The 25,803-nt window shown below is 69.4% G+C and carries 28 protein-coding genes and 1 pseudogene; 27 read left to right on the top strand and 2 right to left on the bottom strand.

The features are described from left to right. Positions 1-8 precede the first annotated feature (8 nt). The 19 genes from rpsE to ACOADB_RS01275 all read left to right on the top strand — a co-directional run bounded on the left by rpsE (position 9) and on the right by ACOADB_RS01275 (position 16,134). Entirely contained in the window at positions 9-653 is a 645-nt protein-coding gene (rpsE, locus tag ACOADB_RS01365; protein WP_056707987.1) for a 30S ribosomal protein S5, read from the top strand. Next, on the top strand, positions 653-841 hold the full coding sequence (rpmD, locus tag ACOADB_RS01360) for a 50S ribosomal protein L30 (RefSeq protein WP_056707984.1): 189 nt from the start codon (positions 653-655) through the stop codon (positions 839-841). The genes rpsE and rpmD overlap by 1 nt, the downstream gene beginning before the upstream one ends. 2 nt (positions 842-843) lie before the next feature. Beyond that, on the top strand, positions 844-1,287 hold the full coding sequence (rplO, locus tag ACOADB_RS01355; RefSeq protein ID WP_056707981.1) for a 50S ribosomal protein L15: 444 nt from the start codon (positions 844-846) through the stop codon (positions 1,285-1,287). 159 nt (positions 1,288-1,446) lie between these two features. After that, positions 1,447-2,760 (top strand): preprotein translocase subunit SecY, encoded by a 1,314-nt coding sequence (gene secY, locus ACOADB_RS01350; RefSeq protein ID WP_378596125.1) that lies wholly within the window; start codon positions 1,447-1,449, stop codon positions 2,758-2,760. After that, entirely contained in the window at positions 2,757-3,332 is a 576-nt protein-coding gene (locus ACOADB_RS01345; protein WP_378596124.1) for an adenylate kinase, read from the top strand. The genes secY and ACOADB_RS01345 overlap by 4 nt, the downstream gene beginning before the upstream one ends. Before the next feature lie 10 nt (positions 3,333-3,342). Next, on the top strand, positions 3,343-4,167 hold the full coding sequence (gene map / locus ACOADB_RS01340) for a type I methionyl aminopeptidase (RefSeq protein WP_378596123.1): 825 nt from the start codon (positions 3,343-3,345) through the stop codon (positions 4,165-4,167). 9 nt (positions 4,168-4,176) lie between these two features. Continuing rightward, complete coding sequence (locus ACOADB_RS01335; RefSeq protein WP_378596122.1) at positions 4,177-5,319, top strand: isochorismate synthase; 1,143 nt, start codon at positions 4,177-4,179, stop codon at positions 5,317-5,319. A 196-nt stretch (positions 5,320-5,515) separates the two neighbouring features. Further along, the gene (locus tag ACOADB_RS01330) at positions 5,516-6,556 is read left to right on the top strand and encodes a TerC family protein (RefSeq protein ID WP_378596121.1); all 1,041 of its coding nucleotides are present in this window, start codon (positions 5,516-5,518) and stop codon (positions 6,554-6,556) included. An 81-nt stretch (positions 6,557-6,637) separates the two neighbouring features. Further along, on the top strand, positions 6,638-9,172 hold the full coding sequence (locus tag ACOADB_RS01325) for an FHA domain-containing protein (RefSeq protein ID WP_378596120.1): 2,535 nt from the start codon (positions 6,638-6,640) through the stop codon (positions 9,170-9,172). Positions 9,173-9,208: 36 nt separating this feature from the next. Next, positions 9,209-10,264, top strand: a complete 1,056-nt coding sequence (locus tag ACOADB_RS01320) for an LLM class flavin-dependent oxidoreductase (protein ID WP_378596118.1) — start codon at positions 9,209-9,211, stop codon at positions 10,262-10,264. Between the two features lie 201 nt (positions 10,265-10,465). Beyond that, the gene (gene infA / locus ACOADB_RS01315; protein WP_028656368.1) at positions 10,466-10,687 is read left to right on the top strand and encodes a translation initiation factor IF-1; all 222 of its coding nucleotides are present in this window, start codon (positions 10,466-10,468) and stop codon (positions 10,685-10,687) included. A 43-nt stretch (positions 10,688-10,730) separates the two neighbouring features. After that, positions 10,731-10,844, top strand: coding sequence for a 50S ribosomal protein L36 (gene rpmJ / locus ACOADB_RS01310; protein WP_056707964.1), 114 nt, complete (start codon positions 10,731-10,733; stop codon positions 10,842-10,844). Positions 10,845-11,008: 164 nt separating this feature from the next. Further along, positions 11,009-11,386, top strand: a complete 378-nt coding sequence (gene rpsM / locus ACOADB_RS01305) for a 30S ribosomal protein S13 (RefSeq protein ID WP_056707962.1) — start codon at positions 11,009-11,011, stop codon at positions 11,384-11,386. A 56-nt stretch (positions 11,387-11,442) separates the two neighbouring features. Further along, on the top strand, positions 11,443-11,844 hold the full coding sequence (gene rpsK / locus ACOADB_RS01300; protein WP_038681087.1) for a 30S ribosomal protein S11: 402 nt from the start codon (positions 11,443-11,445) through the stop codon (positions 11,842-11,844). A gap of 18 nt (positions 11,845-11,862) precedes the next feature. Further along, complete coding sequence (gene rpsD / locus ACOADB_RS01295) at positions 11,863-12,471, top strand: 30S ribosomal protein S4 (protein WP_378596117.1); 609 nt, start codon at positions 11,863-11,865, stop codon at positions 12,469-12,471. A gap of 129 nt (positions 12,472-12,600) precedes the next feature. Next, positions 12,601-13,620: a DNA-directed RNA polymerase subunit alpha gene (locus ACOADB_RS01290; RefSeq protein ID WP_378596116.1), complete on the top strand. Its 1,020-nt coding sequence runs from the start codon at positions 12,601-12,603 to the stop codon at positions 13,618-13,620. 222 nt (positions 13,621-13,842) lie between these two features. After that, the gene (gene rplQ, locus ACOADB_RS01285) at positions 13,843-14,400 is read left to right on the top strand and encodes a 50S ribosomal protein L17 (protein ID WP_378596115.1); all 558 of its coding nucleotides are present in this window, start codon (positions 13,843-13,845) and stop codon (positions 14,398-14,400) included. A gap of 97 nt (positions 14,401-14,497) precedes the next feature. Then, complete coding sequence (locus ACOADB_RS01280; RefSeq protein ID WP_378596114.1) at positions 14,498-15,514, top strand: 4-hydroxy-3-methylbut-2-enyl diphosphate reductase; 1,017 nt, start codon at positions 14,498-14,500, stop codon at positions 15,512-15,514. Further along, positions 15,514-16,134, top strand: coding sequence for an L-threonylcarbamoyladenylate synthase (locus ACOADB_RS01275; protein ID WP_378596113.1), 621 nt, complete (start codon positions 15,514-15,516; stop codon positions 16,132-16,134). Before ACOADB_RS01280 ends, ACOADB_RS01275 begins: the two co-directional genes overlap by 1 nt. Positions 16,135-16,147: 13 nt before the next feature. On the opposite strand, the gene ACOADB_RS01270 is transcribed toward ACOADB_RS01275, so the two are convergent. Both ACOADB_RS01270 and ACOADB_RS01265 read right to left on the bottom strand, forming a co-directional pair. Further along, positions 16,148-16,570 carry a DUF6542 domain-containing protein gene (locus ACOADB_RS01270; RefSeq protein ID WP_378596112.1) on the bottom strand — a complete coding sequence of 141 codons (423 nt, stop codon included), beginning with the start codon at positions 16,568-16,570 and terminating at the stop codon, positions 16,148-16,150. A gap of 19 nt (positions 16,571-16,589) precedes the next feature. Continuing rightward, the gene (locus tag ACOADB_RS01265) at positions 16,590-17,669 is read right to left on the bottom strand and encodes an ABC transporter ATP-binding protein (RefSeq protein WP_378596110.1); all 1,080 of its coding nucleotides are present in this window, start codon (positions 17,667-17,669) and stop codon (positions 16,590-16,592) included. An 81-nt stretch (positions 17,670-17,750) separates the two neighbouring features. Between ACOADB_RS01265 and ACOADB_RS01260 the strand changes: the two genes are divergently transcribed. The 8 genes and pseudogenes from ACOADB_RS01260 to ACOADB_RS01225 all read left to right on the top strand — a co-directional run. Next, positions 17,751-18,875, top strand: coding sequence for an ROK family transcriptional regulator (locus ACOADB_RS01260; protein WP_378596109.1), 1,125 nt, complete (start codon positions 17,751-17,753; stop codon positions 18,873-18,875). Between the two features lie 94 nt (positions 18,876-18,969). After that, positions 18,970-20,244, top strand: a complete 1,275-nt coding sequence (locus ACOADB_RS01255; protein WP_378596108.1) for an extracellular solute-binding protein — start codon at positions 18,970-18,972, stop codon at positions 20,242-20,244. Between the two features lie 101 nt (positions 20,245-20,345). Next, a complete protein-coding gene (locus ACOADB_RS01250; RefSeq protein WP_378596107.1) occupies positions 20,346-21,245 on the top strand; it encodes a carbohydrate ABC transporter permease in 900 nt (299 codons plus the stop codon). Continuing rightward, positions 21,242-22,084, top strand: a complete 843-nt coding sequence (locus ACOADB_RS01245) for a carbohydrate ABC transporter permease (protein WP_378596106.1) — start codon at positions 21,242-21,244, stop codon at positions 22,082-22,084. The genes ACOADB_RS01250 and ACOADB_RS01245 overlap by 4 nt, the downstream gene beginning before the upstream one ends. Then, positions 22,081-23,508, top strand: coding sequence for a glycoside hydrolase family 3 N-terminal domain-containing protein (locus ACOADB_RS01240; protein WP_378596105.1), 1,428 nt, complete (start codon positions 22,081-22,083; stop codon positions 23,506-23,508). Before ACOADB_RS01245 ends, ACOADB_RS01240 begins: the two co-directional genes overlap by 4 nt. Next, positions 23,505-24,410 (top strand): ROK family protein, encoded by a 906-nt coding sequence (locus tag ACOADB_RS01235; RefSeq protein ID WP_378596104.1) that lies wholly within the window; start codon positions 23,505-23,507, stop codon positions 24,408-24,410. The genes ACOADB_RS01240 and ACOADB_RS01235 overlap by 4 nt, the downstream gene beginning before the upstream one ends. Further along, entirely contained in the window at positions 24,403-25,527 is a 1,125-nt protein-coding gene (gene nagA, locus ACOADB_RS01230; protein ID WP_378596103.1) for an N-acetylglucosamine-6-phosphate deacetylase, read from the top strand. The genes ACOADB_RS01235 and nagA overlap by 8 nt, the downstream gene beginning before the upstream one ends. Then, positions 25,527-25,803: pseudogene (locus ACOADB_RS01225) on the top strand (glucosamine-6-phosphate deaminase); the annotation flags it as partial. The gene nagA and the pseudogene ACOADB_RS01225, both read left to right, overlap by 1 nt.

Raw genomic sequence — 25,803 nt, 5'->3', positions numbered from 1 at the left:
GAGAAATCATGAGCGGACCCCAGCGCGGACAGCGTTCGGGCGGCGACCGTGGCGGCCGTGGCGGTCGCGACGGCGGCCGTGGCGGCGCCGACAAGAGCCAGTACGTCGAGCGCGTCGTTGCCATCAACCGCGTCGCCAAGGTCGTGAAGGGTGGTCGTCGCTTCAGCTTCACCGCCCTCGTGGTCGTCGGTGACGGTGACGGTTTGGTCGGCGTCGGCTACGGCAAGGCCAAGGAAGTTCCCGCGGCGATCGCCAAGGGTGTCGAGGAGGCGAAGAAGAACTTCTTCCGCGTCCCCCGCATCCAGGGCACGATCCCGCACCCGGTTCAGGGCGAGAAGGCTGCCGGCGTGGTGTTCCTGCGTCCGGCCGCCCCCGGTACCGGTGTCATCGCCGGTGGTCCGGTGCGCGCCGTCCTGGAGTGCGCCGGCATCCACGACGTCCTCAGCAAGTCGCTGGGTTCGTCGAACCAGATCAACATCGTGCACGCCACGGTTGCGGCCCTCCAGCTCCTGGAGATGCCCGAGACCGTTGCCGCGCGTCGTGGTCTGCCCGTCGAGCACGTCGCCCCGGCGGCGCTGCTCAAGGCTCAGGCCGAGGGCGAGGCCACTGCGGCCGCGGCCAAGACCTCTGCACCTGAGGCGGTGACGGCCTGATGGCACAGCTGAAGGTCCAGCAGACCAAGTCGAAGATCGGCGCCAAGTTCAACCAGCGTGAGACGCTGCGGAGCCTTGGCCTCAAGCGGATCGGCGACGTCGTGATCAAGGAGGACCGTCCCGAGATCCGGGGCATGGTCCACACCGTCCGTCACATGGTGACGGTCGAGGTCGTCGGAGGCGAGTGACAATGACCCCGCTCAAGTTGCACCACCTGCGCCCCGCGCCGGGTGCCAAGACTGCCAAGACCCGTGTTGGTCGTGGTGAAGGATCCAAGGGCAAGACCTCGGGTCGTGGTACCAAGGGCACCAAGGCCCGTTACCAGGTCCCGGTCGCGTTCGAGGGTGGGCAGATGCCCATCCACATGCGGCTCCCGAAGCTTCGCGGCTTCCGGAACCCGTTCAAGGTGACCTTCCAGGTCGTCAACCTCGACAAGATCAGCGCGCTGTTCCCCGAGGGTGGCGACGTCACCCCGGAGACGCTCGTTGCACGGGGCGCGGTCCGCAAGGGCCTGCCCGTCAAGGTGCTCGGCCAGGGTGAGCTCACGGTCAAGGTCACGGTGAGCGCTGACGCGTTCTCCACCTCGGCCAAGGACAAGATCGAGAGCGCCGGCGGGACCGTCACGGTTCTGTGATGACGCTGCAAGGGGCGCGGTGACCTCCCGAGGTCTCCGCGCCCTTTGCGCTTCTCCTGCACGTCCCCGGAACTTCCCCGGCACCCCCTCGGGGGGTGCGGAACCCCCTGTTAGGCTTCCCGCTGGCCACAAGGCCAGGAGCAAGAGAAGAGGACCCGAGTGCTCAGCGCGTTCGTGAACGCCTTCCGGACCCCGGACCTTCGGCGCAAGCTGTTGTTCGTCCTGATGATCATTGTGATCTTCCGGGCCGGCTCGCAGATCCCCGCCCCCGGCGTCAATGTCGCCAACGTCGAGAAGTGCATCGACGTCGTCCAGGAGGGCAGCAACGCCAGCCTGTACAGCCTGGTGAACCTCTTCTCCGGTGGAGCACTGCTCCAGCTCACGATCTTCGCGCTGGGCATCATGCCCTACATCACCGCGAGCATCATCTTGCAGCTGCTCGTCGTCGTGATCCCGCGCCTCGAGGCCCTCAAGAAGGAGGGTCAGGCCGGTCAGACGAAGATCACGCAGTACACGCGGTACCTCACGCTCGGCCTCGCCGTGCTGCAGGCGACGGGCATCGTCGCGCTCGCGCGCACCGGCAACCTCCTCCAGGGCTGTGACAACACGCTCTATCCGTTGTTGCACAGCGACAACACCAAGACCTTCCTCGTCCTGGTCGTCACCATGACCGCGGGCACCGCGGTGATCATGTGGCTCGGCGAGCTGATCACCGAGCGCGGCGTCGGCAACGGCATGTCGATCCTGATCTTCACCCAGGTCGTCGCGACCTTCCCGGCCGGACTCTGGGCCGTGAAGATCAGCCAGGGCTGGTGGACCTTCGCGATCGTGGTGATCATCGGTCTCGTGATCGTGGCCGCGGTCATCTTCATCGAACAGGCGCAGCGCCGGATCCCGGTGCAGTACGCCCGCCGGATGGTCGGCCGCAAGATGTTCGGCGGCAGCTCCACCTACATCCCGCTCAAGGTGAACCAGGCCGGCATCATCCCGGTCATCTTCGCCTCGTCGCTGCTCTACCTGCCGGCGATGGCGGTCCAGTTCAACCAGGAGAACCCGAACCAGATCATCCGGTGGGTCAACGAGTACCTCGTCGACCAGGGCCACCCCGTGCACATGGCGGCGTACTTCCTGCTCATCATCTTCTTCACCTACTTCTACGTGTCGATCACCTTCAACCCGCAAGAGGTGGCCGACAACATGAAGAAGTACGGCGGCTTCATCCCCGGGATCCGGGCGGGCAAGCCGACGCAGGACTACCTGTCCTACGTTCTGTCCCGCATCACGTTGCCGGGCGCTCTCTACCTGGGTCTGATCTCGCTCGTGCCGCTGATCGCGTTCGTGCTGATTGACGCCAACCAGAACTTCCCGTTCGGTGGTACCTCCATTCTGATCATGGTCGGTGTCGCCCTCGATACGGTGAAGCAGATCGAGAGCCAGCTCCAGCAGCGCAACTATGAAGGATTCTTGCGTTGAGGCTTCTGATCATGGGTCCCCCCGGGGCCGGCAAGGGCACGCAGGCCACGGCGGTCGCTGAGCACTTCGGTGTTCCGGCCATCTCGACCGGCGACATCTTCCGCGCCAACGTCGCGCAGGGCACCCCGCTGGGTGTCGAGGCGCAGCGCTACATGGACGCCGGGGAGTACGTGCCCGACGAGATCACCAACAAGATGGTCCGCAACCGGATCGCCGACCCGGACGCCGACGCCGGCTTCCTGCTCGACGGGTACCCGCGCACGCTGGCCCAGGTCACCGAGCTCGACGGGATGATCGAGGCGACGGGCCACAAGCTCGACGCCGTCCTCGTGCTCACGGTGGACCAGGAGGCCGTGATCGGCCGCCTGCTCAAGCGCGCCGAGATCGAGGGTCGCGCCGACGACAACGAGGACGTCATTCGACGCCGCCTCGAGGTCTACGGCGAGGAGACCGAGCCGCTCATCGCGTCCTACAGCGAGCGTGGCCTGGTCGTCTCCGTCGACGGCATGGGCGAGGTCGACGAAGTCCAGCAGCGCATCTTCGCTGCGCTGGACGACATCGACCAGAGCTGAACCTGTCCGCGTGCTCTTCGACCACCGGATCGAGATCAAGACTCCCGATCAGGTCCGGGCGATGCGTGTGGCCGGCCTCGTGGTCGGCCGCACCCTGAGCCTGCTGCGTGACTCCGTACGACCGGGCGTCACGACGGCCGAGCTCGACGCGCTCGCGGAGCAGAGCATCCGCCAGCAGGGCGGGATCCCGTCGTTCCTCGGGTACGGCGTCCCGCCGTTCCCGGCGAGCATCTGCACGTCGGTGAACGACGAGGTCGTCCACGGCATCCCGGGCGACCGGGTGCTGGTCGAGGGCGACGCGATCTCCATCGACTGCGGTGCGATCGTCCAGGGCTGGCACGGCGACGCCGCCATCACGGTCGCCGTCGGAGAGGTCCGTCCCGAGGTCGCGACCCTGATGGACGTCACCGAGGAGTCCCTGTGGCGCGGCCTTGCCGCCGCCCGCATCGGTGGCCGGGTGGGCGACATCTCGGCCGCGGTCGAGTCCTACGTGCTGAGCCGGGGCAACTACGGCATCGTCGACGGCTACACCGGCCATGGCATCGGCACCGAGATGCACATGGAGCCGGACGTGCCCAACCGCGGTCGGGCCGGCCGTGGTCCGCGCCTGAAGCAGGGCACGGCGCTGGCCGTCGAGCCGATGATCACCCTCGGCACCGATGACACCGACATCGCTGACGACGAGTGGACGGTGGTCACCTCGGACGGCCGGTGGGCAGCCCACTACGAGCACACCTTCGCCCTCACCGCTTCCGGCGTGTGGGTGCTGACCGCCGAGGACGGCGGCCGGTCCCGCCTCGAGGCGCTCGGCGTCCCGTTCGGCGGCGAGGACTAGGCTGGATCCATGGCGCGGGACCCGATCACACCTGCGGCCCTCGCCGCCCGGCCCTTCCTCTTCGCCTCCGGCGAGGAGGCGTACGTCGCCAGCCGGGTGGTGCACACGTGGACCACGCCCGACGGGGCTGATGTCGGGTGGGCCGACGAGGTCGTCGCGGCCCTGGCGCCGGGGGAGCGGGCGCTGTGCGCCTTGTCCTTCGCTGCCGGAGCGCCCGGCCTTGCGCACCAGGTGGTCGGAGCCGAGCACGCGTTGCAGCGGCCGACGGTTCCGCTGGCGGTGGACCGGACGTACCAGGTCACCGAGTTCCCGACGGCCGACGAGTACGCCCGGATGGTCGAGACGGCGCTGACCAAGATCGCGGACGGCTCGCTCCACAAGGTGGTGCTCGGTCGCTGCCTCGACGTGATCAGTTCGCCGCCGCTGGTGCCGGCCGAGATCATCGACCGCCTGTTGCAGACGCGACCCGGGCGCTATGTCTTCAGCGTTCCGCTGGTGAGCGACGATGCGGCCCCGGCCGATGGCCCGATCCTGGTCGGAGCCAGCCCGGAGCTCCTGGTCCGTCGTGACGGCCTGGACATCTCCTGCACGCCGCTGGCCGGTTCGGTACCCCGCTCTGCCGACGCAGCCGAGGACGCGGCGCGAGCCGCAGGCCTGCGGGAGTCGGCCAAGGACCTCGCCGAGCATGCCTTCGTCGTCGAGGCGATCGTGCACGCCCTCAAGGACGTGTGCGTCGAGATCGAGTACCCCGCCACCCCCGAGCTGCTCTCGACCGACACCGTCTGGCACCTCGCCACGCCGATCCGGGCCCGCCTCGCGGTCGGTGCCGACGGCCCCAGCGCGTTGCGCCTCGCCCAGCTCCTGCACCCCACGCCTGCCGTGGGCGGCGTACCCACGGCTGCTGCCAACGCCGTGATCGCCGACCTCGAGGGCGACCTGCGCGACTGGTTCGCTGGTTGTGTCGGCTGGGTCGACGGCAACGGAGACGGCGAGTTCGCCGTGACCATCCGCGCTGCCGTCATCGACGGCGACCGGTTGCGCCTGTTCGCCGGGGCGGGCATCGTGGCGGGGTCAGACCCCGCTTCCGAGGTGCGCGAGACCGGCGCCAAGCTCGCCACCATGGCAAGGGTCAGCGGTCTCGTAGTCGATTAGTGCTGCGCCCGACCACCATGGGAGGATCGGTCCACTTGAGGGGAGTATTCCTTCGCTGCGGGCTCGTCATCACGATCGAACGTCGCCGTTCGATCCGGTCCCGTGGGTTGTCCCACCAGCGTGCTGGTGGGGGCAGCGGAAGAGACCTCGGGCGATCTAGTTGACCGCTCCAGCCCCCTGAAAGAGGACTGTTTCCATGGACGTGACCACCCTCGAGTGGACCATCACGATCGCCGCCACCATCGGTGTCCTGCTCTTCGACATCGTTGTGATCGCGCGCGATCCCCACGAGCCCACGATGAAGGAATGCGCGATCGCGCTGTCCTTCTACATCGGCGCCGCGCTGGCCTTCGGCCTGTTCGTCTGGCTCCACCACGGCCACGACTACGGCATCGAGTTCTACACCGGTTGGTTGACCGAGTACTCCCTGTCGATCGACAACCTGTTCGTCTTCATCATCTTGATGGCGGCCCTCAAGGTCCCGCGGAAATACCAGCAGGAGGCGCTGCTCGTCGGCATCGTGCTGGCTTTGATCTTCCGCGGCATCTTCATCGCGCTGGGCTACACGCTGATCGAGAACTTCAGCTGGGTCTTCTACATCTTCGGTGCGTTCCTGGTCTACACCGCCTTCAAGCTGGTCAAGTCCTACGGCAGCCACGAGGACGAGCACCCCGAGGACAACGCCGTCGTCAGCTTCGCCCGCAAGCACCTCAACGTCGGCGACGAGTACCACGGCCTGCGCCTCTGGTACACGAAGAACGGCGTTCGCTTCGTGTCGCCGATCCTGATCGTCATCATCGCGCTCGGTGTCACCGACATCCTGTTCGCGCTGGACTCGATCCCCGCGATCTTCGGCATCACCCAGGAGCCGTACCTCGTGTTCACGGCCAACGTGTTCGCGCTGATGGGCCTGCGCCAGCTGTACTTCCTGCTCGGCGGCCTGCTGCAGAAGCTCGTCTACCTGTCGCTCGGCCTGGCGTTCATCCTCGCCTTCATCGGCGTCAAGCTGGTCCTGCACGCGTTGCACGAGAACGAGCTGTCGTTCATCAACGACGGTCACGGCGTGCACGGTGCGCCGGAGATCTCGTCGCTGTTCAGCCTCGGGGTCATCATCGTGACGCTCATCGTCACCGGAGTCGCGAGCCTGTGGCGTGCGAGCCGGGACGAGCAGGCCGGAGTCACCGTTCCCGCGGTGGCCGAGGACGTCGACGACACGACCGGGCCCGACTGGCGCTGACGGTTTGCCTGGCTGGCGTCGCGACATCCACTAGGGTTGCGTGACGTCAGCCTGCTCCCGCAACCGACCGACGAGGACTCCGTGGACCGACTCCAGGTGCAGTGGTCCGGTACCACCCGGACCTTTGATGGTCCGCGGGTCGTCATCGGCCGTGAGCTCGACTGCGACGTACCCGTCACCGACGGCCGCGCCTCGCGCCACCACGCCGTCATCCAGGTCGAGAACGGCGCCTGGGTGGTCGTCGACTCGAGCAGCAACGGGACCTTCGTCGCCGGCGAGCGGATCACGCGGCTGCCGTTGCGGGGCGGTCCGGTCAGCCTGCACATGGGCGGTCCCGCGGGCGAGGCCGTCGTCGTGACCGTCCTCGTGGGCCAGTACGGCGGCCCGTCGGCCCATCAGGCGCCGCCGGTCCAGCACCAGGCACCACCGCCGTACCAGCCGCCGACGCCGTCCTCCCGGCCCGTGCCGACCCCCCAGCCCAACGCACAGCCGACGCCGCAACCGACGCCCCAGCCCGAACAGCTCGGCGGCGAGTTCTGGAAGAACCTGCCGCCGCCGCAGGTGCCGGCCAGCGGTGCGCCGGTGGACGCCTGGCGTCCGGTGGGCGTGCTGCCCCCGGGACAGCTCCCGCACGGGCACTCCGTGGTCCTGCCTGCCCAGGTGCAGGCCGGTCGCTCCCTGAGCATCGGCCGCGACCACGCCAACGACATCGTGCTCGACGACGCACTCGTCAGCCGGCGCCATGCGCGTCTCGATCCGCCGACGGCGACGAGCCTGGCGGTGCTGCACGACCTGGGTTCGTTCAACGGGACCTTCGTCAACGGCCACCGCCTGCAGGGCGCCGTCCAGCTCCCCGTCGGGTCCGAGGTCATCGTCGGGAACCAGACCTTCCGCTGGGACGGCCACCAGCTGGTCGCCTCGGCGACCGCCCACGAGTTCACGCTGTACGCCGACGGCCTCACCCAGGTCGTCGCCGGGGGCAAGCGGCTGATCGAGAACATCTCGTTCAAGCTCGAGCCGCGCAGCCTGACGGCCGTCATCGGCCCGTCGGGTGCCGGCAAGTCCACCTTGCTGGGCGCGCTGACCGGCCTCAAGCCCGCCAGCCACGGCCGGGTCATCTGGCAGGGCCACGACCTCTACCAGCACTACGACCAGCTGCGCTTCCAGATCGGCCTCGTGCCGCAGCAGGACATCCTGCACCCGCAGCTCAAGGTGCGACAGGGCCTGCGGTTCGCGGCCCAGCTCCGGCTCCCGCCGGACACCACGGCGCAGGAGTGGGACGCCCGCGTCAACCACGTCGCGCACCAGCTCCAGCTGGTGCAGCGGATGGAGAACCGCATCGGCACCCAGCTCTCGGGCGGTCAGCGCAAGCGGGTCTCCATCGCGACCGAGCTGCTCACGGCGCCGCCGCTGTTGTTCCTCGACGAGCCGACGTCGGGCCTCGACCCCGGCCTGGACCTCGAAGTCATGCGCCAGCTGCGCAGCCTCGCCGACGACGGTCGTGTCGTGATGGTGGTGACCCACTCGGTGCTCGCGCTCGACGTGTGCGACAACGTCCTGGTCCTCGCGCCGGGCGGCCGGATCGCCTACTTCGGCCCGCCGGCCGGCGTACTCGCACACTTCGGGAAGACCAACTACCCCGAGGTCTTCGACCTGCTCGACGACCCCGACCTGTGGAGCCGGATCCCGGTGCCGCAGCACGCGGTCGACACCTCGTCGGTCCCGCGTCAGTCCCATGCCGGTTCGGTGCCGGCCCCGCCGCGCCAGTCGGTGGCGCGCCAGCTGTCGACGTTGATCAAGCGCAACCTGGCGGTCGTCTTCGCCGACAAGCTGCTGCTCGGCATGTTGATCCTGCTGCCCCTGATCCTCGGCGGCCTCAGCCGGCTGGTGCCGGGCAGCAACGGCCTCTCCCTCGACGTGACCCGCCGGGAGCGCACCCTTCCCGACGGCACGGTGGTCGAGTCCTTCGCGACCGGCGAGGCCTCCCAACGGTTGATCGTGCTGATCGTCGCGGCGTGCCTGATGGGCACGGCGCTGGCGATTCGCGAGCTGGTGGGGGAGCGCCCGATCTTCAAGCGCGAGTACGCCGTCGGCCTCTCGCCGGGCGTCTACTTCATCAGCAAGGTGCTGGTCCTCGGGACCGCCGGCTTCGTCCAGGGCCTCCTCGTCACGTTCCTCGCGACGGTCGGCCTGCCGGGCGCGGACGGCGACATCGGCACCTTGCGGGTCGCCATCGCGATCGCGTCCCTGACCTTCACGATGGTCGTCATCGGCCTGGCACTGTCCGCGGTGGTGACCAGCACGGAGCAGACGATGCCCGCGCTGGTCGGCATGGTCATGGTCCAGTTGGTGCTCTCGGGTGCGCTCTTCGAGATCGCCGGCCGCGTCCTGCTCGAGCAGATCGCCTGGCTGTCCCCGTCGCGCTGGGGGTATGCCGCCGCGGCTTCCGCGATGGACTTCACGCGGGAGACCGAGGGGACCGACAAGGAGGACTGGATCGCCCTCGGCGGTGGCGGTCACTACCTGATGGACCTGATGGTGCTCGGGGTGTTGTGCCTGCTCGCGCTCGGCGCCGGTCTGCTGCTCGCCAAGCGCAGCGCCACGTCGGACGACTGAGGGAATGTCCGGGGCGTCGTACGCCTTGGGTCAGGGATGACAACCTCCGGCCCCCACCTCTCCGTCCTGGACCTCGTGCCGGTCCGCAGCGACCAGTCGACGGGCGACGCGGTCGCCGCCACGCTGTCCCTGGCGCGCACGGCCGACGACCTCGGCTACCGCCGCTTCTGGATCGCCGAGCACCACAACATGCCGGCCGTCGCCGCGACCAACCCGGCGGTGCTGATCGGCCTGATCGCCTCGGTGACCGACCGGATCCGGGTCGGCTCCGGGGGAGTGATGCTCCCGAACCACGCTCCGTTGGTCGTGGCAGAGCAGTTCGCGCTGCTCGAGGCGACGTTCCCGGGACGGATCGACCTGGGCATCGGACGAGCACCCGGCACCGACCCGGTGACGAGCTGGGCGTTGCGCCACGGCGCCGGCGGTGTCACGGACGAGGCGGTCTCCCGCTTCCCGGAGTACGTCGACAACGTGCTCGCCATGATGGAACCGGCCGGCGTGGGCCTGGCCCTGCGCGGGCGCGAGCACGTGCTGAAGGCGACGCCGGCGGCCACGTCGGTGCCCGAGATCTGGTTGCTCGGCTCCTCCGACTACTCCGCCCAGCTCGCCGCGGCCAAGGGCCGGCCCTACGTCTTCGCCCACCACTTCAGCGGCTCGGGGACCAAGGAGGCGCTGGCGCTGTACCGCTCGACCTTCCAGCCGTCCGCCACGCTGGCCGAGCCGCGCACCTTCCTCACCGTGAACGCCTCGGTCGCGCCCACGGCCGAGGAGGCCGAGCGACTCGCGCTGCCGCAGCTGCTCCAGATGGCGGCGCTGCGCACGGGCCGGCCGCTGGCCGCCCAGCGCGTGGTCGAGGACGCCGAGCTGATCGTCGAGGCGGGCCTGCCGGGCGGCCACCAGGAGCTGATCGACGCCATGCGCAGCCGCTGGGTGATCGGTGACCCCTCGTCGGCCCGCGCGGCGCTGGAATCGCTCGCGGCGACGTACGACGTCGACGAAGTGATGGTGAACCCGGTCGGGGGTGCCTTCGCCGGGGGTGACCCGCGGTCCGCAGCGGCGCGCGAGCAGACCCTGGCCCTGCTCGCCGGCTGACCCCCGAGGGCTCGCAGATTGGGTGTTCACGGGTCGGAATGCATAAACTGGCGTGTCGGTCCAACGTGGGTTCGTGTGTGGTGCACAACTCGCGAGGTCCACTCTCGTTTCACCCGCTCCTCAGGCGTGCCCTGGGGTCCGGGACACGGGAGAGGTTCCCGGGCCACCGGTAGACAACTGTTCCCAACAAGATTGTGAGACATGGCCAAGAAGGAAGGCGTCATCGAGATGGAGGGCTCCGTCGTGGAGGCCCTTCCGAACGCCATGTTCCGCGTGGAGTTGAGCAACGGCCACAAGGTCCTCGCTCACATCAGCGGAAAGATGCGCCAGCACTACATCCGGATCCTCCCCGAGGACCGCGTGGTGGTGGAGCTCTCGCCGTACGACCTCTCCCGTGGACGGATCGTCTACCGCTACAAGTGAGCCACCGGCTCACCGTTACCGCCACTAGCTAGAAAGGGCTGACATGAAGGTCAACCCGAGCGTGAAGCCGATGTGTGACAAGTGCAAGGTGATTCGTCGCCACGGCCGCGTCATGGTCATCTGCGAGAACCCGCGTCACAAGCAGCGCCAGGGCTGAGCCAGCCCCAGCGCGACCCACAACTGAATACACCTCAATCAACGTGATCGCTTAGTCGCTGGCAACAGCGGCGAACCACCTCCGGAGCGGATGGCCGGAGCTGGGGGAGAACCCCCAGACGCATCACGACCACACCACCGTGAATTCCAAGGAGAACGCCTTTCATGGCACGCCTCGTCGGAGTCGACCTCCCGCGCGACAAGCGCATCGAGATCGCACTCACCTACATCTACGGCATTGGCCGTACCCGCTCCCAGCAGCTGCTGGAGGTCACGGGCGTCAGCCCCAACCTCCGTGTGCACGAGCTCGGAGATGAAGAGCTGGTCAAGCTCCGCGACGCCATCGACGCCGCGGGCATCAAGATCGAGGGTGACCTCCGTCGTGAGGTCCAGGCCGACATTCGTCGCAAGATCGAGATCGGCAGCTACCAGGGTCGTCGTCACCGCATGGGCCTTCCGGTCCGCGGACAGCGCACCAAGACCAACGCTCGTACCCGCAAGGGCCCGAAGCGCACGGTTGCCGGCAAGAAGAAGGCCAAGTGATCGATCGCCTCGTGCGATCTCACTGCCTCAGACCAGCTTCGACAAGGAGAAAATAGATGCCTCCCAAGGCTCGCGCGGGCGCCAAGAAGGTGCGCCGCAAGGAAAAGAAGAACGTCGCTCAGGGCGAAGCCCACATCAAGAGCACGTTCAACAACACGATCGTCACGATCACCGACCCCACGGGTGCGGTCATCTCGTGGGCCTCTGCCGGCACCGTCGGCTTCAAGGGCTCGCGCAAGTCCACGCCGTACGCCGCTCAGATGGCTGCTGAAGCCGCTGGCCGTCGGGCGATGGAGCACGGCATGAAGAAGATCGACGTCTTCGTCAAGGGTCCGGGTTCGGGCCGCGAGACGGCGATTCGCTCGCTGGGTGCGATCGGCCTCGAGGTCGGCACCATCCAGGACGTGACCCCCGCCCCCCACAACGGCTGCCGCCCGCCCAAGCGCCGCCGCGTCTGAGATTAGGAGCGTAGAGACATGGCCCGTTACACCGGACCCCTGACCAAGAAGTCCCGCCGCCTCGGCGTGGACCTCGTCGGCGGCGACGCCGCATTCGAGAAGCGTCCTTACCCTCCCGGCCAGCACGGCCGCGCGCGGATCAAGGAGAGCGAGTACCGCAACCAGCTGCAGGAGAAGCAGAAGGCGCGCTACACGTACGGCATCCTCGAGAAGCAGTTCCACAAGTACTACGTCGAGGCAGCTCGTCGCCAGGGCAAGACCGGCGACAACCTCATCACGCTGCTCGAGTGCCGCCTGGACAACGTGATCTACCGTGCCGGCTTCGCCCGCACGCGTCGTCACGCCCGCCAGCTGGTCAACCACGGCCACTTCACGGTCAACGGCAAGAAGGTCGACATCCCGTCCTTCCAGGTCACCCAGTACGACATCATCGACGTGCGCGAGAAGTCGCTCGAGATGACGCCGTTCATCGTGGCCCGCGAGACCCACGGCGAGCGGATCGTTCCGGCGTGGCTCGAGGCCGTTCCGAGCCGCATGCGGATCCTGGTGCACTCGGTGCCCGTCCGTGAGCAGATCGACCTGCCCGTTCAGGAACAGCTCATCGTGGAGTACTACTCCAAGAAGTGATCATGCGTGCTCCGGCCCGTCGCTCCCTCGGGAGCGCGGGTCGGGGCAACATGCGTTGCACGTCCCCTTCTCCATCCGCACCACATCTGGATCCTCATATAGCGGTCGATCCGGAAAGGAACGAAACAAGTGCTTATCGCACAGCGCCCCACCCTGTCGGAGGAGACTGTCGACCAGTTCCGGTCGCGCTTCGTCATCGAGCCCCTCGAGCCCGGCTTCGGCTACACGCTCGGCAACTCGCTGCGTCGTACTCTCCTTTCCTCGATCCCCGGTGCCTCGGTCACGAGCATCAAGGTCGACGGGGTCCTCCACGAGTTCTCGACCATCGAGGGCGTCAAGGAAGACCTCACCGAGATCATCCTCAACCTGAAGGGCCTGGTCGTCTCCTCGGAGCACGACGAGCCCGTCACCATGTACCTCCGCAAGTCGGGTGCCGGTGACGTCACCGGTGCCGACATCGCGCCCCCGGCCGGTGTCGAGGTCCACAACCCGGAGCTGAAGCTGGCGACCCTGGGCGACAACGGCAAGCTCGAGCTCGAGCTCGTCGTCGAGCGTGGCCGCGGCTACGTCTCCGCCGTCCAGAACAAGGGCGCCGACAACGAGATCGGCCGGATCCCGGTCGACTCGATCTACAGCCCCGTGCTGAAGGTGACCTACAAGGTCGAGGCCACCCGTGTCGAGCAGCGCACCGACTTCGACAAGCTCGTCATCGACGTCGAGACCAAGCCGTCCATCCTGCCCCGCGACGCCATCGCGTCGGCCGGCAAGACGCTGGTCGAGCTCTTCGGCCTGGCCCGTGAGCTCAACGTCGAGGCCGAGGGCATCGACATCGGCCCCTCGCCCGTGGACGAGCAGCTCGCCGCTGACCTCGCCCTCCCGGTCGAGGACCTGCAGCTGACCGTCCGGTCCTACAACTGCCTCAAGCGCGAGGGCGTCCACACCGTGGGCGAGCTCATCAGCCGCTCGGAGCAGGACCTGCTGGACATCCGCAACTTCGGTGCGAAGTCCATCGACGAGGTCAAGGCCAAGCTGCACGAGATGGGTCTGTCCCTCAAGGACAGCGCCCCGGGCTTCGACCCCTCGGCTGCGCTCGCCAACTACAGCGACGATGACGACGACGAGTCGTTCGTCGAGGACGAGCAGTTCTGAGTTGATGGTGCGAGCGTGTCGCCATCGGTGATCGCCACCCGGGCCTCCGGCCCGAGGGCGACCACCGAGCGGCTTCGCCGCAGGCGACACGCTGCCGCACCGCAGTCGAGCAGATCTGGACCACAGATTGCTTGGCGGCAAGACAAGACAACACCCCGGTACCTCAAACGGCCGGACCTATCACCCGGTACCTGACACGGCCGGGGAGAAACGAGAGAAGCAATGCCCAAGCCCAAGAAGGGTCCCCGCCTCGGCGGCAGCTCGGCGCACCAGCGCCTCATCCTCGCGAACCTCGCCACCGCTCTCTTCGAGCACGGCAAGATCACGACGACCGAGGCCAAGGCCCGCACCCTGCGGCCCTACGCCGAGAAGCTGATCACCAAGGCGAAGAAGGCCCACGCTGGCGAGAACCCGCTGCACCAGCGTCGCGAGGTCCTCAAGACCATCCGCGACAAGGGTGTCGTGCACTCGCTGTTCGAGGACATCGCTCCGACGTTCGCCGAGCGTCCGGGTGGCTACACCCGGATCACGAAGATCGGTCCGCGCCAGGGCGACAACGCGCCCATGGCCGTGATCGAGCTCGTGACCGAGGCGTTCACGCCGTCTGCTCCGAAGGCCCCCAAGGCCGAGCCCGCCGTCGAGGCTGCTCCGGTCGAAGAGGTCGTCGAGGTCGAGGAGACCGCTGAGGTCGAGGCGCCCGAGGCTGCTGAGGAGACCACTGAGGTCGAGGCTGAGGTCGAGGCTGCCGAGGAGACCCCCGAGGACTCCGAGAAGGCCTGATCTGCAACACCTGGCTGGCCCGGCTCGTTCCACACGAGCCGGGCCAGTGCATTTTTCCGGATTCGGGTGCCTGCCCGGGCGCCGATAGACTGGGACCATGAGCATCGACCTGGGGACCCCTCGCCTGATCGAGGACGGCCAGCGCGAGGTGCTGCTGGCAGCGCCCCGCGGTTACTGCGCCGGTGTCGATCGCGCGGTCGTGACCGTCGAGCAGGCGCTCGACCTCTACGGCTCGCCCGTCTACGTGCGCAAGCAGATCGTCCACAACAAGCACGTGGTGGCCAACCTCGAGGCGCGCGGCGCGATCTTCGTCGAGGAGCTCGACGAGGTCCCTGCGGGCGCCACCGTCGTCTTCTCGGCCCACGGTGTCTCGCCCGCCGTCGTCAACGAGGCGGCTGAGCGGTCCCTGAAGACCATCGACGCAACGTGTCCGCTGGTCACGAAGGTGCACCGCGAGGCCGTTCGATTCGCGGCCGACGGCTACACCATCCTGCTCATCGGACACGCTGGGCACGAGGAGGTGGAGGGCACCGCCGGGGAGGCACCCGAGCAGACCGTCCTCGTCGAGCATCCCGACGACGTCGACCGGCTCGAGTTCCCCGCCGACGCCAAGCTGGCCTGGCTCTCGCAGACGACGCTGAGCGTCGACGAGACGATGGAGACGGTCCGGCGGCTGCGCGAGAAGTTCCCGCAGCTCGAGGACCCGCCGAGCGACGACATCTGCTACGCCACCCAGAACCGCCAGGTCGCCGTCAAGGAGATCGGTGCCGCTGCCGACCTGGTCATCGTCGTCGGCTCCGCCAACTCGTCCAACTCGGTGCGCCTGGTCGAGGTGGCCCTCGAGGCCGGCGCCAAGGCGTCCTACCGCATCGACGACGTGTCCGAGCTCGACGAGGCCTGGCTCGACGGTGCCGCCGCCGTCAGTGTGACCTCCGGTGCTTCGGTACCCGACCACCTCGTGACCGAGGTCCTGGCCTACCTCGCCGAGCGCGGCTACCCCGACGCCCGCGCGGTCCAGACCGCAGAGGAGACCTTGGCCTTCTCGCTGCCCAAGGAGCTGCACCGCGACCTCAAGGCCGCAGGACGCAGCACCAAGACCGCCGTACGGCTCTGATGGCCCGCTATCTCGACGTCCACCCGGACAACCCGCAGCCGCGGTCCATCCAGCAGATCGTCGACGCACTGCACGACGACGCACTGATCGCCTACCCGACCGACTCGGGCTACGCCCTGGGCTGCCGGGTCGGCAACCGCGACGGCCGTGACCGGATCCTCAAGATCCGAGGGCTCGACGACCGCCACCACTTCACCCTCGTGTGCCGCGACTTCAGCCAGCTCGGCCAGCTGGTCCACGTCGAGAACGCGGCCTTCCGCGCGATCCGCGCCGTGACGCCGGGGCCGTACACGTTCATCCTGCCCGGCACGCCCGAGGTCCCGCGGCGCCTGCTGCACCCCAAGAAGAAGACCGTGGGCGTGCGCATCCCGGACCACGCCGTCGTGCAGGCGATCCTCGACCTGCTCGGTGAGCCGTTGCTGTCGAGCTCGCTGATCCTTCCGGGGGAGACCGAGCCCCGCACCATGGGCTGGGAGATCAAGGAAGACCTCGACCACGACGTCGACATCGTGGTCGAGGCCGGCGAGACCCCGGCCGAGCCGACCACGGTCGTCGACTGGTCCGAGGGCGCGCCCGAGATCATCCGCCGGGGCGCCGGCGACCCGGACCGCTTCGCCTGATCCGTCGACCAGCTCAGCGCGGGTGGCGGAGCAGGAACGACCGTCGTACGGCGAGCAGGGCCAGGCAGGCGCCGTACCCGAAGACCAGGGCGAGGGCATGTCCGGACAGCCCGGACACCGTCGCCTGGACGAAGCCGTCGTCGGTGCGGGCGATCGATCCCGGCTCGCTGATGCCGAGCAGCAACGCGATGAAGAGCATCGCCAGCGGGGGCAGGACGCCGACCGGGAAGAAGTCGGACGGCTGGACCAGCAGGGCCACGCCGACGCAGATCGTCACGAAGGCCAGGTCGTAGAACAGGCCGAGCCCGTCGCTGAGGACGAGGTCGAGCACGGTCACCGTGAGCAGCAGGGCCATGGCGAGTGCGATGAGCTCGCGCGCAGGCTGGCGGCCCTCTTCCCACAGGGTGGGGGACCGCTGTTCCCGGACGGTGCTCACGCCCCCACGCTAACGGCGGTCAGGGGCCGATCCGGCGACCTGTCGCCGTGTCGAAGACGTGGGCTGCTCCGGCAGGCACGGCCAGGTGCACGGTGTCGTCCGGCCCGACGTGGCCCCGCGACGGCAGGCGTACGGCGAGCGCCACTTCGCGGTCGCCGAGGTCGGCCGTGCCGTGGGCGAAGCCCTCGGAGCCGAGTTCTTCGACGAGGTGCACCTTCAGGGGGATGCCGTCGCCGGCGGACACCAACTGCCAGCCCTCCGGGCGGACGCCGATCGTCACTGCATCGGTGAGCCCGCTGCTCGTCGCCGCATCGAGGGAGAGGCGGTGGCTCCCGAGGAACACCTGGCCGTCGTCGACCCGAGCCTCGAGCAGGTTCATCTGCGGTGATCCGATGAAGCTCGCGACGAAGAGGTTGGCCGGGCGGTCGTAGAGGGCGAGAGGGGCGTCGATCTGCTGGATCTCGCCGGCGTTCATGACCGCGACCCGGTCGCCCATGGTCATCGCTTCCACCTGGTCGTGGGTGACGTAGACGGTGGTGACCCCGAGCTCGCGCTGGAGGCGGGCGATGTCGCTGCGGGTCTGGACCCGCATCTTGGCGTCGAGGTTGGACAACGGCTCGTCCATGCAGAACACCTGGGGCTCGCGCACGATCGCCCGGCCCATGGCGACGCGCTGCCGCTGACCACCCGACAGGGCCCTCGGTTTCCTGTCGAGCAGCTCGGTCAGGCCGAGGAGGGCGGCCACGTCGTCGACCCGGCGCTCCCTCTCCTCGCGGTCGACGCCGGCCATCTTGAGGGCGAAGCCGAGGTTCTCGCGGACCGACTTGTGGGGGTAGAGGGCGTAGCTCTGGAACACCATCGCGATGTCGCGGTCCTTCGGGGCCAGGCGCGTGACGTCCCGGTCGCCGATCAGGATCCGGCCCGCGTCGACCTCCTCCAGGCCCGCGAGCATGCGCAGGGTGGTGGTCTTCCCGCAACCGGACGGCCCGACGAGGACGAGGAACTCGCCGTCCTCGACCACGAGATCGATCCCGGGTACGGCGGGGGCGTCGGCGCCGTCGTACCACCGCTGTGCTGCTTCGAAGGTGATGCCGGCCATCGCTGCTCCTGCTAGGTGAAATGTGACGTGGATCGCTCGGAATGCTTGCACCTTATATGTTCGTATGGTGAACTAACAAACATGTCCTGGCGAACCCCGACGGATCGGGCCCCCCGTGACCGGATCAAGCTCCGGCGAGCAGACTCCCGTCGCCACCACCGCGCGATGCTCCTCCAGGAGCTCTTCGCACAGGGTCCGGCCAGCCGTGCCGACCTCGCGCGCAGCAGTGGCCTGACGCGCGTCACCGTGTCGGAGCTCGTGGCCGAGCTGATCGCCGAGGGGCTGCTCACCGAGCTCGGTGCACCGGTCGAGATCCGCGTGGGCAAGCCGCCGACACTGGTCGGGCTGGTCCCCGACGCCAAGCACGTCGTGGCCATCGACCTGTCGGTCGACGACCAGGTCGTCGGCGCGATCCTGAACCTGGTGGGCGAAGTCGTCGTCCGCGACGGGCGCCCGCTCGAGGGACGTCGGGGCGCGGACGCACTCGAGCTGGTGGAGGAGTTCACCGCCGATCTCGTCTCCCGCAGCACCCGCCCGCTGCTCGGCGTCGCCGTGGCCACGCCCGGCGTGGTCAGCCCGGACGGTGTCGTCCTCGACGCCCCCAACCTCGGCTGGCACGACGTCCCCCTCGCGGAGTCGCTCGGTGCCACCCTCGACCAGCCGGTCTACGTCGCCAACGACGCCAACACCGCCGTGACGGGGGAGTACACCTTCGGCGGGGGTGGCGAGGGCGGATTGCTCCTGCTCCGGCTCAGCACCGGTGTGGGTGCCGGCCTCGTCCTCGGCGGGACCGTGCTCCACGGCAACGGGGGCGCGGCCGGCGAGATCGGCCACGTCCAGGTCGACCCCGACGGCGAGATCTGTGCCTGCGGCCGGCCCGGTTGCCTGGAGACCTTCGTCGCCGTGCCGCGGCTGCGTCGACGGATCGGGGCGGGCGACCCCGAGGCCGTCCTGCGGGACGCCGGCCGGAGGCTGGGACAGGCCCTGGCTCCTGTCGTGGCCACCCTGAACCTCGGCGAGGTCGTGCTCAGCGGACCCGCCGACCTGGTCGAGCCACTGGCCCGCGAGGCCGAGGCCGCCATCCGGGACCGGGTCATGCCGGTCTCCTCCGCCGGTTTCGCCGTCCGGGTCTCGACCCTCGGCGACGACGGCGTCCTCGTCGGCGCCACCGGCGTCGTGCTCTCGGGAGAGCTGGGGGTGTCGTGACAGGGCGACAGCGCCATCGCGTGCGTCCAGCCAGCAGCGTCCGCGCGGTCCCACCGGGGCCGCGTCCAGTAGTGAGAATCGAAGGGAACTAGCGGTGCGAATTCAGAAGACTCTGGCAGTCGCGGCCACGGCCGTCCTGCTGGCCGTGACCAGCGCATGCGGCTCCGACGACGACAAGTCGTCCGGCGGCGGCCCGACCGAGGCCGACCTCGTCGTCTGGCTCAACGGCGCCGACACCCCCCAGGCGGCGCGGGACTGGCTCAAGACGACCTTCGAGGACCAGAACCCCGGGTCGACCCTCACCATCGAGCAGCAGGAATGGGAGGGCCTCGTCGAGCGGCTCACCACCGCGCTCACCTCTGCCGACCAGACGCCGGACGTGGTCGAGGTCGGCAACACCCAGGCGCCGACGTTCACGACGGTCGGTGCATTCAGTGATCTCAGCGACGACCTGGCCGACCTCGGCGGCGACGACCTGCTGACCGGCTTCGTCGACGGCGCCACGGTCGACGGCAAGACGTTCGCCGTGCCGTACTACGCGGGATCGACGTACGTCTTCTACCGCAAGGACCTGTTCGAGCAGGCGGGCGTCGACGGCGTCCCCACCACGATGGAGGAGTTCGTCGACGCGGCCGCCAAGCTCAAGGCGGAGAGCGGCAAGGCCGACTTCTCCGGCTACTGGCTGCCGGGCAAGGACTGGCGTGACGGTGCCGCGCTCCTGTGGGATGCCGGCGGCGAGTTCGCCGAGCCCGACGGTGACGGCTGGAAGGGCACGCTCTCCTCGAGCGAGTCGATCGCCGGACTGCAGGCCTTCCAGGACCTGTACAAGTCGGCATCCGGGGCTCCGGCCGACGCCAACGAGGCGGACCCGGTGACGCCCTTCTGCGCGGGCAAGATCGGGATGATGTCGCGACCCGGCTGGGTGTACGGCATGCTGACGGACCCCAAGAGCGGATGCCCGAAGCTCGCCGAACAGGTCGGTGTCTTCGCGCTTCCAGGCACCGACGGTGAGCCCGCGCCGGTGCTGCTCGGCGGCTCGGACATCGCCGTGTCGGCGAAGTCGCCGAACCAGGACCTCTCCCGCAAGGTCGTCGCGCTGATGCTCAGCGATGAGTACCAGACGATCCTCGCCGAGGCAGGCCTGACGCCGGCCCGGCAGTCGTTCGCGAGCAAGCTCGGCGACGACGAGTTCGCCCAGGCCACGGTCGCTGCTGCGTCCAACGCCAAGCTGACGCCGGCGGCAGCCGCGTGGGCCACCGTCGAGGGCAAGTTCATCCTCGAGGACCTGTTCAGCGAGATCGCCCAGGGCGGCGACGTGAAGGAGCTCGCGGCCGAGGCCGACGACGAGATCACCGCCGAACTCAACTAGCTCGACCCCTCGCACGACGTCCGGCCGGTCCCCATGGCCGGCCGGACGTCGTACCGTCCTGACACGCCGTCCTGACACGCCGTCCTCGAGAGGAGGAGCCCGTGGCATCCACCGCACGCCGATCGCCGCTGCCCTACGGGCTGGTCGTCCCGGCCACCATCGCCCTCGGCCTGGCCCTCGGCTATCCGCTGGTGCGCCAGGTGGTCCTGTCCCTCCAGGAGTTCGGGCTGGCGCAGCAGTTCGGCCAGGCGCCGGTGTGGGCGGGCTTCGCCAACTACCGCGAGCTGCTCACCGACGGTGAGCTGTGGGCCGTCGTCCTGCGGACCGTCGCCTTCTGCTTCGTCAACGCGGGCCTGACCTTTGCCATCGGGCTCGGCCTCGCGCTGCTGATGACCCGGATGAGCCGGTTCGTGCGGGTCGTGACCCAGTGCGGGCTGATGCTGGCCTGGGCGATGCCCGTGGTCGCGGCGATGACGGTGTGGCAGTTCCTCTTCGACACCGACTACGGGGTCGTGAACTGGCTGCTCACCAAGGCCGGCGGCGACTTCCACCGGCACGGCTGGCTGCTCGATCCGTGGTCGTTCTTCCTGGTCGCCACCATCATCGTGGTCTGGATGAGCGTCCCCTTCGTGGCCTTCACCCTGTACGCCGCCCTGACCCAGGTCCCCGAGGACGTGGTCGAGGCCGCCCAGATCGACGGCGCGGGCGTGTGGCAACGCTTCGTGCACGTGGTCTTCCCGTCGATCCGGCCGGTGCTGCTCGTCGTCGTGCTGCTCCAGGTGATCTGGGACCTCCGGGTGTTCACGCAGATCTACACCCTCCAGCGGGCCGGCGGGATCGCCAAGGACACGAACCTGCTCGGCACCTACATCCACACTCTCGGCATCAAGGGCGGCGACTTCGGGATGGCAGCGGCGGCCGCGATGTTCATGCTCGTCCTGACCGTGGTCCTCACCGCGCCGTACGTGCGCCTGATGCTCAAGGCGGAGGACGAGTCGTGAGCCGCAAGACCCCGCTCCCCGTCCGGATCGGCGCCGACCTGATCGGCGTACTGGTCTTCCTCGCGTGCGTGTTCCCGGTCTACTGGATGGTGAGCCGCTCGTTCCTGCCGCGCAACCGGATCAAGGGCGAGGATCCCGAGATCGTGCCGACGCACGGCACCCTCGACAACTACCAGCGCGTCCTGGGCGACAACGACTTCACGAACGCGCTGGTGACCAGCCTCAGCGTCACCCTGCTGACCGTGGCCGTCGCGTTGATCTTCGCCTTCCTGGCGGCCGTGGCGGTGAGCCGGTTCCGCTTCCGGGGGCGGCGCTCGTTCATCCTCGCGCTGCTGGTCATCCAGATGATCCCGGCCGAGGCGCTGTTCATCAGCCAGTACAAGATGCTCGACGGCATGGGCCTGCTCAACTCGGTCATCGGCCTGACCCTCGTGTATGTCGCCAGCGTGCTGCCGTTCACGGTGTGGACCTTGCGCGGGTTCGTCGACGGGGTGCCGCGCGAGCTCGAGGAAGCCGCCATGATGGACGGCTGCTCGCGGACTGGAGCGTTCTTCCGGGTCACGCTGCCTCTGCTCGCACCGGGCCTGGTGGCGACCGGGGTCTTCGGCTTCATCCAGGCCTGGAACGAGTTCACCCTCGCCGTCGTGGTGATGACCGACCCGTCGAAGGAGACCCTGCCGGTGTGGCTGGTCGCCTTCACCGACGACCGCAGCCGTGGTGTCGACTGGGGCGCGATCATGGCGTCCTCGACACTGATCACGATTCCGGTGATCGTCTTCTTCCTGGTCGTGCAGCGGCGGGTCGTGTCGGGCATGACGGCGGGCGGGGTCAAGGGATGAGCGACCAGGTGGCCGCGCTCGCGCTCCAGGTGCAGCTGGCGTCGTTCCACGGACCGGTGCTCCCGGCGGAGTGGGCGCGCCTCCTCGACGAGGGACTGGGCGGGATCTGCCTGTTCGGCTCCAACCTGACCGGCGCCGGGGCCGATGCCGTCGCTCTCATTGCCTCGATCCGCGCCCATCGTGCGGGAGCTCTCGTCGCGATCGACGAGGAGGGCGGAGACGTCACCCGGCTGCACGTGGGCGACGCGAGCCCGGTCCCCGGGCCTGCGGTCCTCGGAGCGGTGGACGACCTCGCGCTGACCGAAGCGGTCGGCGTCGCCGTCGGCCAGGAGCTGGCCGCGCTCGGTGTCGACCTCGTGCTGGGTCCAGTCGCCGACGTCAACAGCAATCCGGACAACCCGGTCATCGGCACCCGCAGCTTCGGTGCCGATCCGGCCCTCGTCGGGAGGCACGTCGCTGCCTGGCTGGCCGGTCTGCAGGCGACCGGCGTCGCGGCCTGTGTGAAGCACTTCCCCGGCCACGGTGACACCGCGCAGGACAGCCACCTGACGCTCCCGGTGCTCGACGCCTCGGCCGCCACCGTTCGCCAGCGCGAGCTGGTGCCCTTTGCCGCCGCCGTCGCGGCGGGCACCGCAGCGGTGATGACCTCGCACCTGATGGTGCCGGCGCTCGACCCCGACCTGCCGGCCACGATGAGCGAGCCGATCCTTTCGCTGCTCCGCAGCGAGCTGGAGTACGACGGCGTGGTCGTCAGTGACGCGCTGGACATGGCCGGAGCCTCGGCCGGCCGAGGGATTCCCGCGGCGGCGGTGCTCGCGCTCGCGGCCGGCGCCGACCTGTTGTGCCTGGGATCGGACAAGGATCCGTCCCTGGTGCGCGAGGTCCAGGCCGCCATCGAGGAGGCGGTCCGGAGCGGGCAGCTGCCGCTGGGCCGGCTCGCCGAAGCGGCTGCGCGGGTGGCCGACCTGCCGCGCGGTTCCCGGGCGGCCGACCCGCCCCGCCTGCCCGACCCGTTCGACCCGTTCGAGCAGACGGACTTCGTTGCGGCGGCGCGGGCGGCGCTCGTCGTCGAGGGCACCCTGCCCGACCTGGGTGGCGCACGGATCGTGAGCATCGCGTCCGAGGCCAACATCGCGGTGGGTGAAGGGCGCTGGGGCGTGGTCGCCGATCTCGTCGTGGCCGAGGGCGACGCGGTGCCGGACGGGCCGGTCGTCGTACAGGTCCGGGATGCGCATCGACGACCTGGTGTGGCGGCGATGCTCGCCGCCGTGTCCGGTCCGGCGGTGGTCGTGGAGTGGGGCTGGCCGGGCCCCCGCACTGGTTGGACCTCGAGTCCGCACGCCCGGATCTGCACCCGCGGCAACAGTCGACCGTCGATCACGGCCGTCGAGGAACTACTGGAGAAGGCAGGTTGGACGCGGTGAGCGGGCTGCTCGTGGGGTTGGACATCGGGGCCACCAAGATCCTCGGAGTGGTGGCGTCACCGGACGGTCGCGTCGTCGCCGAGGTGCGGGCCGGCAGCCCTGCCGGGGGTGACAACGTCGTGGCTGCCGCAGCCGAGGTCGTCTCCCGGCTCCGGGTGGCGTCGGGGGAGTCCCTCGACGGCATCGTCGGCGTCGGCATCCCCGGTCTGGTGGACACTGACCACGGGACGGTGCGGCACGCCGTGAACCTGGGCGTGGACGACGGCTTCCCCTTCGGGTCCCGTCTCGCCGCCGTGACGGGGATGCGGGTGGTCCTCGACAACGACGCCAATGCCGCGGCCCTGGGCGCGACGGCTCTGGTCGGCCATCAGGACCTCGTCTACCTCAGCATCGGCACCGGCCTGGCCGCCGCGGCCGTCCTCGGGGGCGTCCTGCGCCGCGGGGCGCGCAATGCGGCCGGCGAGATCGGGCACATCCCGGTCGACCCGTCCGGCCCGTTGTGCGAGTGCGGCCAGGTGGGTTGTCTGGAGACGGTGGCGTCCGGCTCGGCGCTGGCGGCACTCTGGCCCTCGACGGACCGGCCGCCGGCGCAGGCACTCTTCGACGCGGCCGCGAGCGGCGATGCGGCAGCGGTGGCGATCAGGGACCGCTTCGCCGCGCACCTCGCCGACGCCGTACGGCTGGTCGCGCTGACCGTCGATCCCCAGGTCGTGGTGCTCGGTGGCGGCGTCGCCGGCGTTGGCGAGCGCTTGCGGGTCGCTGTCGCCCATGCGCTGGCCGAGCAGGCAACCGGGTCGCCGTTCCTCGCCTCGCTCGACCTGGCCGGCCGGGTCCGGCTGGTCCCGCAGGACCTCCCCGTCGCCGCGCTCGGAGCGGCCCTCCTCGGGAGGAGCGATGGCTGACCTGAGGATCGTCGGGGGCGTCGATGCCGCCGGCCAGCCGGTCGAGGTCGCCATCGTCGGCGGCCACGTCGTCGACGACGGACCCCGCTCCCTCCCGACGTACGACGCCGGCGGGCTGCACGTCCTGCCCGGACTCATCGACCTCCAGGTCAACGGGGTCGCCGGCCTCGACCTCACCCTCGAGCCCGAGCGCCTGTGGGAGGTCGCCTCCGCGCTGCCCCGGTGGGGCGTCACCGCGTTCCTGCCGACGATCATCACGTCCGGACCCGACTCACGCGAAGCGGCGATGGCTGTCCTGGCCGCCGGTCCGCCCGCCGGGTGGCGCGGCGCCGTACCGCTGGGCCTGCACCTCGAGGGCCCGATGCTGGCGCCCGCGCGCAAGGGTGCACACCCGGAGCACTGGCTCCGGGTGCCGGCGCCGGAACTGGTCGAGGGATGGTCGCGTGCGAACGGAGTCGCGCTGGTGACGATCGCGCCGGAGTTCCCCGGAGCGCTCGAGGTGATCGCGGACCTCACCGCTCGCGGTGTGCTGGTGGCGATCGGCCACACCGACGCCACCAGCGACCAGGTGCTCGCCGCCGTGGACCGGGGCGCCCGTCTCGTCACCCACCTCGGCAACGCGATGCCGCCGTTCCTGGGCCGCGAACCCGGCCCGATCGCGGCCGCACTCGCCGACCCCCGGTTGACCGCAGGAGTGATCGCCGACGGCCACCACCTGCATCCCACGACCCTCGCGGCCTTCTGGCAGGCCCTCGGCCCGGACCGCTTCCTCGCCGTCACCGACTGCACCGCAGCGCTGGGCCTGCCCGACGGGCCAACGCGGCTGGGTGAGCAGCACGTCGTCGTCGGCGGTGGCACGGTGCGGCTCGAGGACGGCACCCTCGCCGGATCAGCCGTGGACCTGCCGCAGTGCCTGGCCGTGCTCCGCAGCGCCGCCGGATGCGGTCTGGCGCACGCCGTTGCCACCGCGACGGCCGTGCCGGCGCGGGTGCTGGGCGACCGGTCCCGGGGCACGATCGCCGCTGGCGCCCGCGGCGACCTGACGCTCGTCGACGACGAGCTGGAAGTGGCGGCCACCGTGGTGGGTGGACACCTGCTGCACGGGGAGATGCGCTGATGGAGGTCGTTCCGCTGGGTACGCCGGAGGACGTCGCGGCACTGGCCGCGGATGTCATCGAGGGTGTGGTCGCGGCCGACGCCGATTCCGTGCTCGGGCTGGCCACGGGCTCGACCCCGCTGCCCACCTATCGCGAGCTGGTCCGGCGGTACGTCGCCGGTGTCGGACCGTCGTACGCACGGGTGCGGTGCTTCAACCTCGACGAGTACGTCGGCCTCGAACCGGGTCATCCGGAGAGCTACCGGGCGACGATCGCGCGCGAGCTCACCGACGCGC

Origin of the sequence: Nocardioides sp. CPCC 206348, assembly GCF_048654705.1 — a bacterium.
GTDB lineage: Bacteria > Actinomycetota > Actinomycetes > Propionibacteriales > Nocardioidaceae > Nocardioides.
This window is presented reverse-complemented; position numbering and strand designations above follow the sequence as displayed.

Excerpts from the sequence above, each read along its gene's own strand:
- rpsE (WP_056707987.1), top strand. The coding sequence starts at position 9 with ATGAGCGGACCCCAGCGCGGACAGCGTTCGGGCGGCGACCGTGGCGGC.
- rpmD (WP_056707984.1), top strand. The coding sequence starts at position 653 with ATGGCACAGCTGAAGGTCCAGCAGACCAAGTCGAAGATCGGCGCCAAG.
- rplO (WP_056707981.1), top strand. The coding sequence starts at position 844 with ATGACCCCGCTCAAGTTGCACCACCTGCGCCCCGCGCCGGGTGCCAAG.
- ACOADB_RS01335 (WP_378596122.1), top strand. The coding sequence starts at position 4,177 with ATGGCGCGGGACCCGATCACACCTGCGGCCCTCGCCGCCCGGCCCTTC.
- ACOADB_RS01330 (WP_378596121.1), top strand. The coding sequence starts at position 5,516 with ATGGACGTGACCACCCTCGAGTGGACCATCACGATCGCCGCCACCATC.
- ACOADB_RS01320 (WP_378596118.1), top strand. The coding sequence starts at position 9,209 with ATGACAACCTCCGGCCCCCACCTCTCCGTCCTGGACCTCGTGCCGGTC.
- infA (WP_028656368.1), top strand. The coding sequence starts at position 10,466 with ATGGCCAAGAAGGAAGGCGTCATCGAGATGGAGGGCTCCGTCGTGGAG.
- rpmJ (WP_056707964.1), top strand. The coding sequence starts at position 10,731 with ATGAAGGTCAACCCGAGCGTGAAGCCGATGTGTGACAAGTGCAAGGTG.
- rpsM (WP_056707962.1), top strand. The coding sequence starts at position 11,009 with ATGGCACGCCTCGTCGGAGTCGACCTCCCGCGCGACAAGCGCATCGAG.
- rpsK (WP_038681087.1), top strand. The coding sequence starts at position 11,443 with ATGCCTCCCAAGGCTCGCGCGGGCGCCAAGAAGGTGCGCCGCAAGGAA.
- rpsD (WP_378596117.1), top strand. The coding sequence starts at position 11,863 with ATGGCCCGTTACACCGGACCCCTGACCAAGAAGTCCCGCCGCCTCGGC.
- rplQ (WP_378596115.1), top strand. The coding sequence starts at position 13,843 with ATGCCCAAGCCCAAGAAGGGTCCCCGCCTCGGCGGCAGCTCGGCGCAC.
- ACOADB_RS01280 (WP_378596114.1), top strand. The coding sequence starts at position 14,498 with ATGAGCATCGACCTGGGGACCCCTCGCCTGATCGAGGACGGCCAGCGC.
- ACOADB_RS01275 (WP_378596113.1), top strand. The coding sequence starts at position 15,514 with ATGGCCCGCTATCTCGACGTCCACCCGGACAACCCGCAGCCGCGGTCC.
- ACOADB_RS01265 (WP_378596110.1), bottom strand. The coding sequence starts at position 17,669 with ATGGCCGGCATCACCTTCGAAGCAGCACAGCGGTGGTACGACGGCGCC.
- ACOADB_RS01260 (WP_378596109.1), top strand. The coding sequence starts at position 17,751 with ATGTCCTGGCGAACCCCGACGGATCGGGCCCCCCGTGACCGGATCAAG.
- ACOADB_RS01240 (WP_378596105.1), top strand. The coding sequence starts at position 22,081 with ATGAGCGACCAGGTGGCCGCGCTCGCGCTCCAGGTGCAGCTGGCGTCG.
- nagA (WP_378596103.1), top strand. The coding sequence starts at position 24,403 with ATGGCTGACCTGAGGATCGTCGGGGGCGTCGATGCCGCCGGCCAGCCG.